The 16,938-nt window shown below is 64.7% G+C and carries 16 protein-coding genes; 2 read left to right on the forward strand and 14 right to left on the reverse strand.

Going from position 1 to position 16,938, the window contains the following annotated elements; genetic code table 11:
* Positions 1-2 precede the first annotated feature (2 nt).
* The 4 genes from glmM to V9L21_RS11455 form a co-directional block, all read right to left on the reverse strand.
* A complete protein-coding gene (gene glmM, locus V9L21_RS11440; protein ID WP_337311923.1) occupies positions 3-1,340 on the reverse strand; it encodes a phosphoglucosamine mutase in 1,338 nt (445 codons plus the stop codon).
* The gene (gene folP, locus V9L21_RS11445) at positions 1,337-2,236 is read right to left on the reverse strand and encodes a dihydropteroate synthase (RefSeq protein ID WP_337311925.1); all 900 of its coding nucleotides are present in this window, start codon (positions 2,234-2,236) and stop codon (positions 1,337-1,339) included. Before folP ends, glmM begins: the two co-directional genes overlap by 4 nt.
* Positions 2,237-2,299: 63 nt before the next feature.
* A complete protein-coding gene (gene ftsH, locus V9L21_RS11450) occupies positions 2,300-4,216 on the reverse strand; it encodes an ATP-dependent zinc metalloprotease FtsH (RefSeq protein ID WP_126749832.1) in 1,917 nt (638 codons plus the stop codon).
* A 191-nt stretch (positions 4,217-4,407) separates the two neighbouring features.
* A complete protein-coding gene (locus V9L21_RS11455; protein WP_337311927.1) occupies positions 4,408-5,076 on the reverse strand; it encodes an RlmE family RNA methyltransferase in 669 nt (222 codons plus the stop codon).
* A gap of 89 nt (positions 5,077-5,165) precedes the next feature.
* Here V9L21_RS11455 and V9L21_RS11460 point away from each other — a divergent pair, with 89 nt between their 5' ends.
* Together V9L21_RS11460 and V9L21_RS11465 are read left to right on the forward strand one after the other, a co-directional pair.
* The gene (locus tag V9L21_RS11460) at positions 5,166-5,645 is read left to right on the forward strand and encodes a YhbY family RNA-binding protein (protein WP_337311928.1); all 480 of its coding nucleotides are present in this window, start codon (positions 5,166-5,168) and stop codon (positions 5,643-5,645) included.
* A gap of 41 nt (positions 5,646-5,686) precedes the next feature.
* A complete protein-coding gene (locus V9L21_RS11465) occupies positions 5,687-6,406 on the forward strand; it encodes a glycosyltransferase (RefSeq protein ID WP_337311930.1) in 720 nt (239 codons plus the stop codon).
* Positions 6,407-6,446: 40 nt separating this feature from the next.
* Here the strand turns inward: V9L21_RS11465 and V9L21_RS11470 are convergent, their stop codons facing one another.
* From V9L21_RS11470 to lpxA, 10 genes are all read right to left on the reverse strand, one after another.
* A complete protein-coding gene (locus V9L21_RS11470) occupies positions 6,447-6,872 on the reverse strand; it encodes a DUF4149 domain-containing protein (RefSeq protein ID WP_337311932.1) in 426 nt (141 codons plus the stop codon).
* Positions 6,873-6,882: 10 nt separating this feature from the next.
* Complete coding sequence (gene greA, locus V9L21_RS11475; RefSeq protein WP_126749827.1) at positions 6,883-7,359, reverse strand: transcription elongation factor GreA; 477 nt, start codon at positions 7,357-7,359, stop codon at positions 6,883-6,885.
* Positions 7,360-7,423: 64 nt separating this feature from the next.
* Positions 7,424-8,293 (reverse strand): Kdo hydroxylase family protein, encoded by an 870-nt coding sequence (locus V9L21_RS11480; RefSeq protein WP_337311934.1) that lies wholly within the window; start codon positions 8,291-8,293, stop codon positions 7,424-7,426.
* 8 nt (positions 8,294-8,301) lie between these two features.
* The gene (gene carB, locus V9L21_RS11485; protein ID WP_337311936.1) at positions 8,302-11,550 is read right to left on the reverse strand and encodes a carbamoyl-phosphate synthase large subunit; all 3,249 of its coding nucleotides are present in this window, start codon (positions 11,548-11,550) and stop codon (positions 8,302-8,304) included.
* A gap of 1 nt (position 11,551) precedes the next feature.
* On the reverse strand, positions 11,552-12,091 hold the full coding sequence (locus V9L21_RS11490) for an ORF6N domain-containing protein (protein WP_337311938.1): 540 nt from the start codon (positions 12,089-12,091) through the stop codon (positions 11,552-11,554).
* Positions 12,092-12,101: 10 nt separating this feature from the next.
* The gene (gene carA / locus V9L21_RS11495; RefSeq protein ID WP_337311940.1) at positions 12,102-13,271 is read right to left on the reverse strand and encodes a glutamine-hydrolyzing carbamoyl-phosphate synthase small subunit; all 1,170 of its coding nucleotides are present in this window, start codon (positions 13,269-13,271) and stop codon (positions 12,102-12,104) included.
* Positions 13,272-13,469: 198 nt separating this feature from the next.
* Positions 13,470-14,264, reverse strand: a complete 795-nt coding sequence (locus tag V9L21_RS11500) for a TrmH family RNA methyltransferase (protein ID WP_337311942.1) — start codon at positions 14,262-14,264, stop codon at positions 13,470-13,472.
* Between the two features lie 12 nt (positions 14,265-14,276).
* On the reverse strand, positions 14,277-14,996 hold the full coding sequence (gene rnhB, locus V9L21_RS11505; protein WP_337311944.1) for a ribonuclease HII: 720 nt from the start codon (positions 14,994-14,996) through the stop codon (positions 14,277-14,279).
* Positions 14,968-16,116 carry a lipid-A-disaccharide synthase gene (gene lpxB, locus V9L21_RS11510; RefSeq protein ID WP_337311946.1) on the reverse strand — a complete coding sequence of 383 codons (1,149 nt, stop codon included), beginning with the start codon at positions 16,114-16,116 and terminating at the stop codon, positions 14,968-14,970. The genes rnhB and lpxB overlap by 29 nt, the downstream gene beginning before the upstream one ends.
* A 12-nt stretch (positions 16,117-16,128) precedes the next feature.
* On the reverse strand, positions 16,129-16,917 hold the full coding sequence (lpxA, locus tag V9L21_RS11515; protein ID WP_337311948.1) for an acyl-ACP--UDP-N-acetylglucosamine O-acyltransferase: 789 nt from the start codon (positions 16,915-16,917) through the stop codon (positions 16,129-16,131).
* Positions 16,918-16,938 lie beyond the last annotated feature (21 nt).

Genomic DNA, 16,938 nt, shown 5'->3' on the forward strand with positions numbered 1-16,938 from the left:
CGTCACTGTGCGGGCTCGAGGGTCGCGGCAAGGCGTTTTGCGCAAGACTCGGCCTGCTTGGCGTCGCGTGCCTCGACCATCACGCGCACCAGCGGCTCGGTGCCGCTCGCACGAATCAGCACGCGCCCGCCGTCGCCGAGCTCGGCCTCGATGCGCTGGGTTTCGCTGGCCAGCGCCTTGTTGCTCTTCCAGTCCTGCCCCGGTGTGAGACGAACGTTGATGAGGGTCTGGGGAAACAGCGTAATGTCCGCCAGCAGTTGCGCCACCGTCTTGCCGCTGCGCACGCAGGCTTGCAGCACCTGAAGCGCGCTCACAATGCCGTCGCCGGTGGTGTGGCGGTCGAGCGCCAGCAAGTGGCCGGAGCCTTCGCCGCCGAGCAGCCAGCCGCGCTTGTCGAGCTCTTCGAGCACGTACCGATCGCCCACCTTGGCGCGCACGAACTCGATGCCCTGGTTGCGCAGCGCCACCTCGACAGCCTTGTTGGTCATGAGGGTGCCGACCACGCCGACCGGCTTTTCTCCGCGCGCAATGCGCTCGGCCACCATGAGGTAGAGCAGTTCGTCGCCGTTGAAAAGGCGCCCGCTTGCGTCGACAAGTTGCAGCCGGTCGGCGTCGCCGTCGAGCGCAATACCGTAGTCGGCCTTCTGCGCCGTCACGGCGGCGACCAGCGCCTCAGGATGGGTGGCGCCGAAGCCCTTGTTGATATTGAGCCCGTCGGGTGCGCAGCCGATGCTGGTGACCTCGGCCCCCAGTTCGTGGAACACGTTCGGTGCCACCTGGTAGGCCGCGCCGTGCGCCGCATCGATCACGAGCTTCATGTCGCGCAACGTCAGGTCGTTGGCGAAGGTGCTCTTGCAGAATTCGATGTAGCGGCCGGGCGCATCGTTGAGGCGGCGCGCCTTGCCGAGTTCGGCGGAGGTTGCCCACACGGGCGCCTCTTCGAGCGCGGCTTCCACCGCGAGCTCCCATTCGTCGTCGAGCTTGCTGCCCTGCGCACTGAAAAACTTGATTCCGTTGTCCGGATAGGCGTTGTGGCTGGCGCTGATCACCACGCCCAGGCTCGCGCGCTGTGCGCGCGTGAGGTAGGCCACGCCCGGAGTGGGCAGCGGGCCCAGCAGCACGACGTCGACCCCGGCTGAGTTGAAGCCCGATTCCAGCGCGGATTCGAGCATGTAGCCCGAAATGCGCGTGTCCTTGCCGATCAGCACCGTGGGACGCGACTCGCCCTTCTTGAGCACGCGGCCCACCGCATGCGCAAGGCGCAGAACGAAATCGGGTGTGATGGGAGACTGGCCGACCGTGCCGCGGATGCCGTCGGTGCCAAAGTATTTACGGGTCATGAGGTTTGTCGTTTTTGTTGATTGGTTGAAGCTGGTGCTACCGACTGCGGCTCTTGGTCCTTCATGGCCCGCCACACCGCGAGTGCGGACACCGTGTCGCGCACGTCATGCACCCGCACGATGGCCGCGCCGCGGTCGACCGCGAGCATTGCGGCCGTCACGCTGGGCACCAGGCGTTCGGCCACAGCCGGAATGCCGCTGACCGTGCCGATCGAAGATTTGCGAGACCAACCCAGGAGCAGCGGATAGCCGGCGTCGAGAAGTTCACGCTGGCGTGCCAGTAAGGCAAAATTTTGCGCCACCGTCTTGCCGAAACCAATGCCGGGGTCCAGGGTGATCCGCGACGGATCGACGTTCAGCAGCCGAAGTTGCGCTACCTGCTCGGCCCAGAACGACAGCACCTCGGGGAGCACGTCGCCCTGCATGGGCGCGGTCTGCATGGTTTGCGGATCCCGGTGCATGTGCATCAGGCAAATGCCGCACGAGGGATGCGCGGCCACGGCTTCTCGCGCGCCGGGCTGCCGCAGCGCCCAGACGTCGTTGACGATGTCGGCGCCGAGATCGAGCACCGCGCGCATGACCTCAGGCTTGTAGGTGTCGATAGAAACAGGTACGCCCAACTTGACCGCCTCGCGCACCACCGGCAGCACGCGCGCCAGTTCGGCATCGAGCGGCACGGCCGGGCTGCCGGGTCGGGTCGACTCGCCACCAATGTCGAGGATGTCGGCGCCCTCTTTCAGCAACTGCTCGCAATGCTGCAGCGCCGCAGAGGTGGAGGCATGCGCCCCGCCGTCTGAAAACGAATCGGGGGTGACGTTGACGATGCCCATCACGCGCGGCTGCGCGAGATCGATGGCGAATCGAGCGGTCTGCCAGGTCGACGAAGCTGCCGTCATGGGGCACCTTCGCTATGAAAAACGGGGCCAAGGGCCCCGTTGTTGTGTGAAGCCGGATGCACTTCAGGCAGCTGTCGGTGCCGGATCCGGATTGACAGCCGGCGTACCGCCGCTGCCGCCGCTGCCCGAGGGCGGAATGCGCGGCGTCCAGTCCTTGGGCGGACGCGGTGCGCGGCCGGCCATGATGTCGTCGAGCTGTTCGCTGTCGATGGTCTCCCACTCGAGCAGGGCCTTGGCCATGGCGTGCATCTTGTCGCTGTTTTCCTCGATGAGGCGGCGCGCCAGGGCGTACTGCTCGTCGATGATGCGGCGGACTTCCGCATCGACCTTTTCCATGGTCTGTTCGCTCATGTTCGTGGTCTTGGTGACCGAGCGGCCCAGGAACACTTCGCCTTCGTTCTCGGCATAGACCATCGGGCCGAGTGCATCGGTCATGCCGTAGCGGGTGACCATGTCGCGGGCGATGGAGGTTGCGCGCTCGAAGTCGTTGCTAGCGCCCGTGGTCATCTGGTGCATGAACACTTCTTCGGCGATTCGGCCGCCGAACAGCATGCTGATCTGGTTCAGCATGTATTCGCGGTCATAGCTATAGCGGTCTTGTGCCGGCAGGCTCATGGTCACGCCAAGGGCGCGGCCGCGCGGAATGATGGTGACCTTGTGGACAGGGTCGCACTTGGGCAGCAACTTGCCGATGAGGGCGTGGCCGGACTCGTGGTAAGCCGTGTTGCGGCGCTCTTCCTCGGGCATGACCATGCTCTTGCGCTCGGGGCCCATGAAGATCTTGTCCTTGGCCTTCTCGAAGTCCTGCATTTCGACCACGCGCGCATTGCGGCGTGCGGCCATCAGGGCGGCTTCGTTGCACAGGTTGGCCAGGTCGGCACCGGACATGCCGGGCGTGCCGCGCGCGATCACGCTCGGGTTCACGTCCTGGCCGAGCGGCACCTTGCGCATGTGCACGCCGAGGATCTGCTCGCGGCCGCGGATGTCGGGCAGCGTGACGTACACCTGGCGGTCGAAACGGCCCGGGCGCAGCAGCGCGGCGTCCAGGATGTCGGGGCGGTTGGTTGCAGCCACCACGATCACGCCGAGATTGGTTTCGAAACCGTCCATCTCGACCAGCATCTGGTTCAGGGTTTGTTCGCGCTCGTCGTTGCCGCCACCCAGGCCGGCACCGCGCTGGCGGCCCACAGCATCGATTTCGTCGATGAAGATGATGCAAGGGGCGTTCTTCTTGGCGTTTTCGAACATGTCGCGCACACGGGCCGCGCCCACGCCGACGAACATTTCAACGAAGTCGGAGCCCGAGATCGAGAAGAACGGCACCTTGGCTTCGCCGGCGATCGACTTGGCGAGCAAGGTCTTGCCAGTACCCGGAGGGCCGACCAGCAGCAGGCCGCGCGGAATGCGACCGCCCAGTTTCTGGAAGCGCTGCGGGTCCTTGAGGAAGTCGACCACTTCACGGACTTCTTCCTTGGCCTCGTCGCAACCCGCGACGTCGGCAAAAGTGACCGTGTTGTTGTTCTCGTCCATCATGCGGGCCTTGCTCTTGCCGAAGCTGAACGCTCCGCCCTTCCCGCCGCCCTGCATCTGGCGCATGAAGTAGATCCATACGCCGATCAGGAGCAGCATCGGGCCCCAGCTCACCAGCAGTGTCATGAGGAGCGAGCCCTCTTCGCGCGGCTTGACGTCGAACTTGACGTTGTGGTCGATCAGGTCGCCCACCAGGCCGCGGTCGAGCACCGTGGCGGTCGTGCGGATCTTGCGATCGTCATTGGTGACGGCGATGATTTCTCCGCCGCCCGCGCCTTCAGGAATGACGGCGCTCTTGATCTGGTTGTTTCGGACCTGATCCAGGAATTCCGAATAACTCACCGTCCCCGAGCCGACGCCGCCGCGGGTGTCGAACTGCTTGAACACAGTGAACAACACCATGGCAATGACGAGCCATACGGCAACTTTGGAAAACCACTGATTGTTCAAACGAAGCTCCAGTCGAAAGCGCGTGACAAGATTGTGAAAAGAACGCGCTGTGGGTACGCAATTGCGCCCCATTTTAGGCTTTTCAAGCTACGAAAAGCCGGCATTTCCCTAATGCAGCCATAGCCTCCGAAGGGTTTGCGCCCCATTGACACCCTTTGGCGGCCCGTTCAAGGGGTTGCAGCGTCAAGGTATCAAAGCGTTTCCTGGGCTTTCAGACCCATGCCGACCAAAAAGGTTTCAGACGATTTGTCGCGCGAGGCCTTGGGTTTGAAGGGCTTCACGGTGCGAAAGTTCGCCTTGAACAGCTTCACCAGCTCGTCGTAGCCGCTTCCGTGGAAGAGCTTGGCGACCAGCGCTCCTTCGGGCTTCAGGTGGTGCTGGGCGAAGTCGATTGCAAGCTCGATCAGGTGCGCAACCCGGGCGGCGTCGGCCGAATGAATGCCCGAGAGGTTGGGTGCCATATCCGACACCACCAGGTCGGCCTTGCGGCCCGCCAGCACGCCCAGCACCTGCTCCAGCAGCTCCGGCTCGCGGAAATCGCCTTGCAGGAAGGTCACGCCCTCGATGGGCTCCATCGGCAGGATGTCCAGCGCAATGATCGTGCCGTTCAATTCCCCCGCTGCGGCGCCGTCCGGCGACATGCGCCGCCGCAGGTACTGGCTCCAGGCGCCGGGCGTGGAACCCAGGTCGACCACCAGTTGGCCCGGTTTTACCAACCCCAGCGACTCGTCGATTTCCTTGAGCTTGTAGGCAGCGCGTGCGCGGTACCCCTCCCGCGTAGCCAGCTTCACGTACGGATCGTTGATGTGGTCGTGCAGCCACGCCTTGTTGACTTTTTTGCTTTTTGCCTTAGTGCTCATGGGTGGCCTCCCGTGCTTCGCGCTGCGGTATTCGCTCGGAAGCGGCCCGGCGTTTCGAGAGGTTGCTTTCTACCCTCGATAATACGGGGATGCCCGCCATTCAACTTACCCCTGCCGAGCGCAAGGTGCACCGCGCCGAAGCTCACCACCTGGATCCGATCGTCATGGTCGGTGGAGACGGGCTGACCCCTGCCGTTAAAAAAGAGGCCGATGCGGCGCTCAAGGCCCACGGCCTGATCAAGATCCGCGTCTTTTCCGACGACCGGCTGGCGCGCGACGCCATGCTGCAGGAACTGGCCGAAGAGCTCGACGCAGCGCCCATCCAGCACATCGGCAAGCTGCTGGTGCTGTGGCGCCCCAAGCCCGAGAAGGAACGCGTGGTCGACGAAGACCGCATGCCGGGCCCGCGCGACGTCAAGGTGCTGAAGTACAGCAAGCGCGGCGGCCAGCGCCCCGAAATCAAGACCCTGCGCGTGCTCGGCAACCAGCGGCTCACCCCTGGCGGCACCATCAAGCGCGCCAAGGCGAAGCGGCCGCTCTCGGCCAAGAAGCGTAACCAGGCAGACTGAACTTGGTGCCAGCGCAAGGCGCCCAGCGCCATATCCTCTGCATGAAGTGGGGCACGAAATACGGCCCCGAATACGTCAACCGCCTCTACGCGATGGTGCGCCGCAATCTGAGCGGCGACTTCAAGTTCGTGTGCCTGACGGACGACGGCACCGGCATTCGCCCCGAAGTGACCTGCCTGCCGATTCCTCCGCTCAACCTGCAGCTGGCGCCCGGCCAGCGCGACGGCGCGTGGAAGAAGCTCACCACCTTCGAAAAAGACCTGCACGGCCTGCGCGGCACCGCCCTTTTCCTGGACGTGGACGTGGTGATCGTCGGCAGCCTCGATGCATTCTTCGAGCACCCGGGCGAGTTCCTGATCATTCACGACTACGCGCGTCCCTGGCGGCGCCAGCGGATCACCGGCAACTCATCGGTCTACCGCTTTGAGCTGGGTGCCCATGCCGACGTGCTGGCCTACTTTCGCGAGAACATGGACAAGGTGCAGGCCGAGTACCGCAACGAGCAGACCTACCTGTCCGCCATGATGCACAAGCAAGGCAAGCTGGGCTATTGGCCCGCGGCCTGGTGCCCGAGCTTCAAGTACCACGGCATACCCACGTGGCCGGCCAACTACTGGGAAGAGCCTTTTGTGCCCGAAGACGCGCGCATCATGGTGTTCCACGGCGAATGCAACCCACCCGATGCGCTGGCGGGCCGCCGCAACCGGGCTTTCCGCTACATCCGGCCTGCGAACTGGGTCGCGAAGTTCTGGAAAGAATGAACTGAGATGGGGCCGGTGGCAGCAGTCCCGCCGCCGGTCCTCAGCTTGCCGCGGGCGCTCTTGCAGCGCCCATGCGCCACAGCAGCGCTCCCGCGCACAGCCACTGAACCAGGTACATGCCGCTTCCCACGGCGTGCCATAGCTTCAGGTTGTCGCGCGCAAGAATCCGGGGCGCCACCGCGTATTGCTGGAGTAGCGCCAGCAGCAAGGCACCCAGTATCAGGAAGATAGCCGTCATCGAGGCGTTGTCGATGCGGTCATCCATCTTGGTCCTGAAATGAACCAGCAGCAGCAAGCCGCAGCCGATGGCGATCCAGCTCTGCGCTTCGAACAGCTGCCCTGCGAAATTGCCCGCCACGGCGGGATTGCCGAGCCGTGCGAAAAGCATCGGCACGACCAGAAAGCCGATCGTCGTGAGGCTGCCCCACCAGAAGGCGGCCAGCAGCAGCGCGAGGCGGTCTTTCATCGGGCGCGAATCAAATGTAGCGAACCGCCACGATCTCGTAGCGCTTCAGGCCGCCCGGGGCCTGCACCTCGGCGACGTCGCCCTCTTCCTTGCCGATGAGCGCGCGCGCGATCGGGCTGGAGATATTGATGAGTCCGAGCTTCAGGTCGGCTTCGTCCTCGCCGACGATCTGGTACTTGACCGCTTCGCCGGTTTCTTCTTCCTCGAGTTCCACCGTGGAACCGAACACCACCTTGCCGCCGGCATCGAGTTCGGCCGGATCGATGATCTGCGCCGCCGACAGCTTGCCTTCGACTTCCTGGATGCGGCCTTCGATGAAGCCCTGGCGGTCCTTGGCGACCTCGTACTCGGCGTTTTCGCTCAGGTCACCCTGCGCGCGGGCTTCGGAAATCGCATTGATGACCCAGGGGCGGTCCACGGTCTTGAGCTGATGCAGCTCGGCGCGCAGCTTCTCGGCACCGCGCTTGGTAATTGGGATGGTGGCCATGTTTGGTTCTCCATAAAGCGAAACCGCCGAACGCTGCCGTTCGGCGGTCGATTGGGGGAAAGGATCAGACGAGTGTGCGTCCGGTCAGCCGGCTCAGGATGGCGAGCGGGCTCGAATCGGGATTGTATTGCTTCGACGCAGCCAGATGAAGGGTCTGCTCGAGCATGTACTGGCCCGCCATGACGGCGTGCGAGGTCTGGTCGGAAAAGCACACCCACACCGAGCCCGGCGGGAATTCCGCCTTCTCCTGGGGTGAGTTTTCCTGGTAGGCCATGTCCGACTTCATGCCGTCGTGCAGCTGCAGCATCAGGTGATCGTATTCGCTGCGGAACGACTTGGTCACATGCAGCGCCTGCAGCAGCTTTGCCTGCCAGCGCACATAGGGTTTGGCACGCGGCAAGAAGCGCTTGGCAATGTCCTCGAACGGTTCGCCCACTCGCCACACGCGCGGCGCACCTTGGGGGTTCACGTTGGTGAACACCCGAAGGATGCGCTCGCCGTAGTTGGGCCGCGAGGGAAACGCATCGACGTGCAATCGGCGGTCGTCGGCGCGCCACGACTGCACGCGCGTCTCGACCTGTGCCGGCCGGTAGCTGGTCGGCGCCAGCCGCAGCGCCGGCGTGTAGTGCGGCAGCAGGCCGTGGATGAGTTGCTGCGCCTGCGCGCGAAACCGCCCCACCATTGCCGTTGCCCTGCGCTGCACGTCCTCGTCGCCGACGGCGCCCTTGAGCTTCCCGTTGGCGTCGAGGCTGATGTTGCGCACATCCGGCGACAGCAAGCTCGGCGTGAGCAAGCTGCGCTCTTCGGGCAGCAGCTCGAAGCCCAGGCGGGGAAAGTACAGCACCTTGCCCGCTTCCAGTTCGGCGATCCACGCCTCGTTGGGCGTGGCCGCGTTCCAGTCCGCGAGGTCGAGTTCGACGAGCTGCGTTTCCATGGCCACGCTCAGGCGGCTGCCAGCTGCGCGTGCATCTCCTGCACGGAGATCACGCCGAGCTCGTCCATGAAGCCCATGCCTTCGACCGCCGCTTCGGCACCAAAAATGGTGGTGAAGGTGGTCACGCGCGCGAGCAGCGCCGAGGTGCGGATCTGGCGCGAATCGTTGATCGCATTGCGGCGCTCTTCCACCGTATTGATGACCAGTGCGATCTCGTTGTTCTTGATCATGTCCACGATGTGCGGACGGCCTTCGGTCACCTTGTTCACCGTCGCGCATTCGATGCCCGCGGCGCCGATGGCGGCGGCCGTGCCCTTGGTGGCGATGATCTCGAAGCCCAGCTTGACCAGGCCGCGCGCCACTTCCACCGCGCGCGCCTTGTCGTTGTTCTTCACCGAGATGAAAACCTTGCCCGACTTCGGCAGGTGCGTACCGGCGCCCAGCTGCGACTTCACGAACGCTTCGCCGAAGGTCTTGCCGACGCCCATCACTTCGCCGGTCGACTTCATCTCGGGGCCGAGGATGGTGTCGACGCCCGGGAATTTGACGAACGGGAACACGGCTTCCTTCACGCTGAAGTAAGGCGGCGTCACTTCCTTGGTCACGCCCTGCGACTTGAGCGACTGGCCGGCCATGCAGCGTGCCGCCACCTTGGCCAGCTGGATGCCGGTGGCTTTGCTCACGTAAGGCACGGTGCGGGAAGCGCGTGGGTTCACTTCGAGCACGTAGATGACGTCCTTGCCGTCCTTCTGCTGAATGGCGAACTGCACGTTCATCAGGCCGACCACGTTGAGCGCCTTCGCCATTGCGGCGCTCTGGCGCTTCAGCTCGGCAATGGTTTCCGCGCTCAGGCTGTAGGGCGGCAGCGAGCAGGCGGAGTCGCCCGAGTGCACGCCAGCTTGCTCGATGTGCTCCATCACGCCGCCGATCAGCGTGGCGCCTTCGCCGTCGCGGATGCAGTCGACGTCGCACTCGACGGCGTCGTTCAGGAAGCGGTCGAGCAGCACGGGCGAGTCGTGGCTCACCTTGACGGCTTCGCGCATGTAGCGCTCGAGGTCGCGCTGCTCGTGCACGATTTCCATCGCGCGGCCGCCCAGCACGTAGCTCGGGCGAACCACCAGCGGGTAACCGAGAGCCGCAGCCTTTTCGAGCGCTTCCGGCTCGGTGCGGGCGGTGGCATTCGGCGGCTGGCGCAGGCCCAGCTCATGCAGCAGCTTCTGGAAGCGCTCGCGGTCTTCGGCCGCGTCGATCATGTCGGGCGAGGTGCCGATAATCGGCACGCCGTTGGCTTCGAGGTCGAGCGCGAGCTTGAGCGGCGTCTGGCCGCCGTACTGCACGATCACGCCGAGCGGCTTTTCCTTGTCGACGATCTCGAGCACGTCTTCGAGCGTGAGCGGCTCGAAGTACAGGCGGTCGGAGGTGTCGTAGTCGGTCGACACGGTCTCAGGATTGCAGTTGACCATGATGGTCTCGTAGCCGTCCTCGCGCATGGCGAGCGCGGCATGCACGCAGCAGTAGTCGAACTCGATGCCCTGGCCGATGCGGTTGGGACCGCCGCCGAGCACCATGATCTTCTTCTTGTCGGTGGGGTCGGCTTCGCACTCGTCTTCATAGGTCGAGTACATGTAGGCCGTGTTGGTCGCGAACTCGGCCGCGCAGGTGTCCACGCGCTTGTAGACCGGGCGCACGCCCAGCGCGCGGCGCTTCTCGCGGATGGCCGTGTCAGTGGTCTTGAGCTGCTTGGCCAGGCGGCGATCGGAGAAGCCCTTTTTCTTGAGCGCGAGCAGCGTGTCCTTGTCGATGTCGTCGAGCGACTTGGTTTCGAGCTCGAGTTCGATCTTCACGATCTCCTCGATCTGCACCAGGAACCAGGGGTCGATCTTGGTCAGCGCAAACACCTCATCGACACTCAGGCCCATGGCGAAGGCATCGCCCACGTACCAGATGCGCTCGGGACCGGGCTCGCCCAGCTCCTTTTCGAGCACTTCGCGGTCTTGCGTCTTCTCGTTGAGGCCGTCCACGCCCACTTCAAGGCCGCGCAGGGCCTTCTGGAACGATTCCTGGAAGGTGCGGCCCATGGCCATCACTTCACCCACGGACTTCATCTGCGTGGTCAGGCGCGAATCGGCCTGCGGGAATTTTTCGAATGCGAAACGCGGGATCTTGGTGACCACGTAGTCGATCGACGGCTCGAACGATGCGGGCGTGGCGCCGCCGGTGATTTCGTTGCGCAGCTCGTCGAGCGTGTAGCCCACGGCCAACTTGGCCGCGACCTTGGCAATCGGGAAACCCGTGGCCTTGGAGGCCAGCGCCGACGAACGCGAGACGCGCGGGTTCATCTCGATGACGACCATGCGGCCGTCCTTCGGGTTGATGGAGAACTGCACGTTCGAGCCGCCAGTGTCCACGCCGATCTCGCGCAGCACGGCCAGCGAGGCGTTGCGCAGGATCTGGTATTCCTTGTCGGAGAGCGTCTGAGCGGGGGCCACGGTGATCGAGTCGCCGGTGTGCACGCCCATGGGGTCCAGGTTTTCGATCGAGCAGACGATGATGCAGTTGTCGGCCTTGTCGCGCACGACTTCCATCTCGTACTCTTTCCAGCCGAGCAGCGACTCTTCGATCAAGAGTTCGTTGGTCGGCGAGGCTTCGATGCCGCGCTTGCAGATGGTCTCGAACTCTTCCGGGTTGTAGGCAATGCCGCCGCCGGTGCCGCCGAGCGTGAAGCTCGGGCGGATCACGGTCGGAAAGCCGACCGACTTTTGCACCGCCCAGGCTTCTTCCATCGAGTGGGCAATGCCGGAGCGTGCCGAGCCGAGGCCGATCTTGGTCATCGCGTCCTTGAACTTCAGGCGGTCTTCGGCCTTGTCGATGGCTTCTGGCGTGGCGCCGATGAGCTCGACCGGCTTGTTGGTGGCCGCGCCGGTGTACTTGTCGAGCACGCCGTTGCGCCAGAGATCGAGCGCGCAGTTGAGTGCGGTCTGTCCGCCCATGGTCGGCAGGATGGCGTCGGGGCGTTCCTTGGCGATGATCTTCTCGACCGTTTGCCAGGTGATCGGCTCGATGTAGGTGACGTCGGCCGTGGCCGGGTCGGTCATGATCGTCGCGGGGTTGCTGTTGATCAGGATGATCTTGTAGCCCTCTTCGCGCAATGCCTTGCAAGCCTGCACGCCGGAGTAGTCGAACTCGCAGGCCTGGCCGATGATGATCGGGCCGGCGCCGATGATGAGAATGGATTTGAGGTCTGAGCGCTTGGGCATCTTATTTGTCCTTGGTGAAACCGATGCCGCGGCCGCTGTAGGCGCCCGGCTTCGGCTCATCCATCAGTTGATGGATCGCGTTGAATACATCGCGAAAGTTCTGGTCGTATCGCTGTTCCAGCGCGTTCAGCTTGCGCTTGAGATCGGCGTGCTCCGACAGCATGCTGCGCAGCTTGACGAAGGTACGCATGATCTCGATGTTGACGGCCACGGCGCGTTCGCTGCGCAGCACGCTCGACAACATGGCCACGCCCTGTTCGGTGAACGCCACGCTGCGGTAGCGCGCGCCGCCGGAACCCGGCCTCTCGGGTTTTGAGATCACAAGTTGTGATCTCAAATTCTCGAGGTCGTGGTTCTCCAGGGTGAAGGCAAAGTCCGCTGGAAAACGATCGAGGTTGCGGCGCATGGCCTGCAACAACACCCGGGTCTCGACGCCGTAGAGCGCGGCAAGGTCCTGCGCCAGCATGACCTTCAGGCCGCGCAGCACATAGATCTTGCCCTCGGCATCGCGCAAGGCGGCGATGACCGAGACGTCGAGCACCGCGGGTGCATCAGCCACGTGCCTGCTCCATGAGCGCGGTGAAGCGGTCGAACAGGTAGCCGATGTCGTGCGGGCCGGGCGAGGCTTCCGGGTGGCCCTGGAAGCAGAACGCCGGCTTGTCGGTGCGTGCCAGGCCCTGCAGCGTGTTGTCGAACAGGCTGATGTGGGTGGCGCGCAAATTGGCCGGCAGCGACTTCTCGTCGACAGCGAAACCGTGGTTCTGGCTCGTGATGCTCACGCGGCCGTTGTCCAGGTCTTTCACCGGATGGTTCGCGCCGTGGTGGCCGAACTTCATCTTGAAGGTCTTCGCACCGGAGGCCAGCGCCATGATCTGGTGCCCCAGGCAGATGCCGAAGGTGGGAATGCCGGTTTCGATGAGCTCCTTGACTGCGCTGATGGCGTAGTCGCAGGGTTCCGGGTCGCCCGGGCCGTTGGCCAGGAAGATGCCGTCGGGTTTGAGCTTGAGCACATCGGCGGCAGGCGTTTGCGCCGGCACCACGGTGATGCGGGCGCCGCGCTGCGCGATCATGCGCAGGATGTTCTTCTTGACGCCATAGTCGAACGCCACCACATGGAACTTGGGCGTGATCTGCACGCCATAACCGGCGCCCAGTTTCCACTCGGTTTCGGTCCACTCGTAGGTCTGCTTCACCGACACGACCTTGGCCAGATCGAGCCCGGCCATGTTGGGCGCACCCTTGGCGGCGGCAATGGCCTTGTCGATCAGCGCCTGCGTCACGGCCTCGCCTGCGGCCAGGCCCAGGATGCAGCCGTTCTGCGCGCCATGGGTGCGCAGGTGGCGGGTGAGCTTGCGGGTGTCGATATTCGCGATGGCCACCGTCTTGCCAGCCACGAGGTATTCGGTCAGCGTCGCGGTCTTGCGAAAATTGGATGCGACGAGCGGCAGGTCTTTGATGATCAGGCCAGCAGCATGGATCTTGTCGGCTTCGATGTCCTCCCCGTTGACGCCGTAGTTGCCGATGTGCGGATACGTGAGCGTCACGATCTGCTGGCAATAACTCGGGTCGGTGAGGATTTCCTGGTAACCGGTCATCGAGGTGTTGAACACCACTTCACCGGTCGTGGAGCCGGCGGCTCCGATCGAATTGCCTTGAAAGACCGTGCCGTCTGCGAGCGCCAGTATGGCGGGCGGGAAACTTCCCTTGAGAGACAAAAGCACTGGGTTCTCCGGATGGTTACGGTCGCCCGGAGCCCCAGGCGCGTTGCCTGCGGACTGCTGCTTAAGGGGATTTTGGCGTTAAAGGCGGCCGGGCGACGCTATTGCGAGTAAGCCCCCGATTGTAGCCCGGCGGCGTCACCCTCCTGACTTGAAAGCCCGGAAAACATACGGGGCCGACGCCTTTATGGCGTCCAGAAATCAGGATTTCACCCGCGCAAGGCCTGCCGCGCCGCTCGCGTGCAGGCAGATGGCCGCTGCAGCGGCCACGTTCAGCGATTCCTCGCCACCCGGTTGCGCAATTCGGATGTGGTGCGTTGCCCGGGCTTCGAGCGCCGCCGAAACGCCCTGCCCCTCATGCCCCATGAGCCAGGCGCAGGGATGCGGCAGTTTGGCCTCCTGCAGCCATTCGCCCCGGTGCGAGCTGGTGGCCACCAGTGGCACCTTCAGTTCGTCGAGCGCATCGGCCTCCACGCCTTCGATCAATCGCAGGCCGAAATGCGCGCCCATGCCGGCCCGCAGCACCTTGGGTGCCCACAGCGCGGCGGTGCCCTTGAGCGCAATTACCTGCCTGAACCCGAAGGCCGCCGCGCTGCGCAGGATGGAGCCGGCATTGCCGGCGTCCTGGAGGCGGTCGAGCACGACGCTCGGCGCGTCGGGCAGCAGCGCCGGCCGCTCGGGCAGGTCGAGCACGAAACCCATGGGCGCGGGCGACTCCAGTCCGCTGGCGCCACGCAAGAGATCATCGTCGATCACTACGGTTTTGATAGCAATAATCGCCCATTCGGCAGGACACTGCGGCCAGAACGATTCTGAAAATACGGCAATGGCGGGCTTGATGCCTCTGGCGAGCGCGGCGCGGCAGAGGTGGTCGCCCTCGAGCCACACGCGGCCAAGCTTGCGGTAGGCGCCCGGGTCCTGTGCCAGCTTGCGCAAGTCCTTGAGCAGCGGGTTATCGCGCGAGCTGATGTGGCTCACGCCCGATGGAGTGGTCATGCGTCGAGCATCTCAGGGGGCCGTGCGCAGGTCGAGATGCACGGTCTCGACCGTTGATGCGGCCACCGCGAGCGGCATGGAGGCGTCGGCGGGCACAGCAACTTCGCCGGCGGCACGCGCCAGGGCCGCGGCCACCGGGCTGAACGAGCGTCGGTGGTGGACGCAGGCGCCATGGCGCAGCAGCGCCTCCAGATGCTCCGGCGTGCCGTAGCCTTTGTGGCCGGCAAAGCCGTAGTGCGGAAATTCGACGTGCAGTTGCTCGCACAGGCGGTCGCGGTGGACCTTGGCAAGGATCGAAGCAGCGGAAATCGCCTTGACTCGCGCGTCGCCCTTCACGATGGCCTCGGCCAGCACGTCGAGCGTCGGCAGGCGGTTGCCGTCCACCAGCACTTTCGCGGGTTTGAGGCGCAGGCCCTCCACCGCACGGCGCATCGCGAGCATCGTGGCCTGCAGGATATTGTGGGTGTCGATCTCCTCGACCGTGGCCTGGGCCACCGAGCAGCACAGCGCCTTGGCAAGGATCTGGTCGTGCAGGCGCTCGCGCTGAAGGGCCGTGAGCGTCTTGGAGTCGGCCAGGCCCCGAATCGGGCGCTGGTCGTCCAGGATGACGGCCGCAGCCACCACCGGGCCGGCCAGCGGACCGCGGCCCGCTTCGTCGACGCCCGCAACAAGGCCGGGCGCGTCCCACACCAGGGCCGCTTGCTCAGCCTTCAAGAACTTTCTGGATCGCATCGGCGCAAAGTGTCGGCGTATCGCGCTGCAGTTGCACGTGCAGCTCTGAAAATTTTTGTTGCAGCGCGCGGGTCTTTTCAGGCGCGTCGAGCCACTCCAGCGTGGCGTGGGCCAGCGCCTCGGGCGCGGCTGCCTCCTGCAGCAGCTCTGGCACCACGAACTCGCGCGCCAGGATGTTGGGCAAACCTACCCAGGGCTGGAGCTGCTTGCGCTGCATCAGGCGCCACGAGAGCGCGTTCATGTTGTACGCAATGACCATCGGCCGTTTGAAAAGCGCTGCCTCGAGCGTGGCGGTGCCGCTGGCAATCAGCGTCACGTCGCAGGCAGCCAACGCGGCATGCGACTGGCCGTCGAGCAGCTTCACCCGGCCTGCGGCGCCGCTGGCCTGCAGCAAGGCCTCGACCTCCACGCGCAGCCCCGGCAGGATGGGGGCGACAAACTGCAATGCCGGCCTTGCCTTGAGCATTTGCGCCGCGGCGGCGAAGAATCGAGCAGCCAGATAGCGCACTTCCGAGCGGCGGCTGCCGGGCAGCAAGGCGACGACCTCCGCATCCGGCGCCAGACCCAGCGCTGCGCGGGCGGCGCCACGATCGGGCGACATGGGAATCACATTGGCCAGCGGGTGGCCAACGTAGCTGCCCTGCACCCCGTTTTCCGCCAGCAGTGCGGGCTCGAACGGAAAAATGCACAGCACATGGTCGGCCGCGGCGCGGATCTTTTCGATGCGCTCTGCACGCCAGGCCCATATCGAAGGACAGACGAAGTGCACCGTCTTCATGCCGCGGCTGCGCAACCCGGCCTCAAGATCGAGGTTGAAGTCAGGCGCATCCACGCCAATGAAGAGTTCGGGCCATTCGCGCAGCAGCCGCGCCTTGAGCTGGCGGCGGATCCCGGCGATTTCGGCATAGTGGCGCAGCACCTCGATATAGCCGCGCACCGCGAGCTTTTCTTGCGGCCACCAGCTCTGGAAGCCATGCGCGAGCATTCGGGGCCCGCCAATGCCGGCGGTCTGGAGCGACGGCCAGCGCGCCTGCAGGCCGTCCAGGAGCAGGCCCGCCAGCAGGTCGCCGGACGCCTCTCCCGCGACCAGCGCGAACCGTCGCTGTTCGTCCTTGCCCATGCGACTGTTACTTCAACGCGCGATGCCGCGCGTCGAGTTGGAGAGAAAACGCTCCATCAGCGCCACGTCCTCGGCCGCTTCAGGAGTTTCAGCCGCCAAGGCGTTGATGCCAGCACGCGCTTCTTCGAGCGTCTTGCCCTGCCGATACAGCAGGCGATGCATCTGCTTCACCGCAGCCAGCCGGGCTGCCGAGAAATCGCGGCGGCGAAGGCCCACCACATTGAAGCCGCGCACCGCAAGCGGATTGCCGTCGACCAGCATGAAGGGGGGCACGTCCTGCGACACGGCACTGGCAAAGCCGACCATGGCGTGGGCACCGACCGAAACGAACTGGTGAATGCCCGTCAGCCCGCCGATCGTGACCCAGTCGGCCAGGTGCACGTGGCCGGCCAGCGTGGTGTTGTTGGCCAGGGTGGTGTGGTCATCGACACGGCAGTCGTGCGCGATGTGCGTGTACGCCATGATCCAGTTGTCGTTGCCCACGCGCGTGATGCCACCCGCCCCCGGCACGCCGAGATTGAAGGTGCAGAACTCGCGAATGACGTTGCGGTCGCCAATGACCAGCTCGGTCGGTTCGCCGGCGTATTTCTTGTCCTGCGGCACGGCGCCGAGCGACGAAAACTGAAAGATCCGGTTGTCGCGGCCGATGGTGGTGCGGCCCTCGATCACGCAATGCGCGCCGATGGTCGTGCCGGCGCCAACCCGCACATGCGGGCCGATGGTGGTGTACGGCCCGACCGAAACCGAGGCGTCGAGTTCTGCCTTCGGATCGATGAGCGCTGTCGGATGAACCTGCGTCATGCCTTGTTGTAACCGCCGCAA

Source organism: Variovorax sp. CCNWLW235 (genome assembly GCF_037204085.1).
Classification (GTDB): domain Bacteria; phylum Pseudomonadota; class Gammaproteobacteria; order Burkholderiales; family Burkholderiaceae_C; genus Variovorax.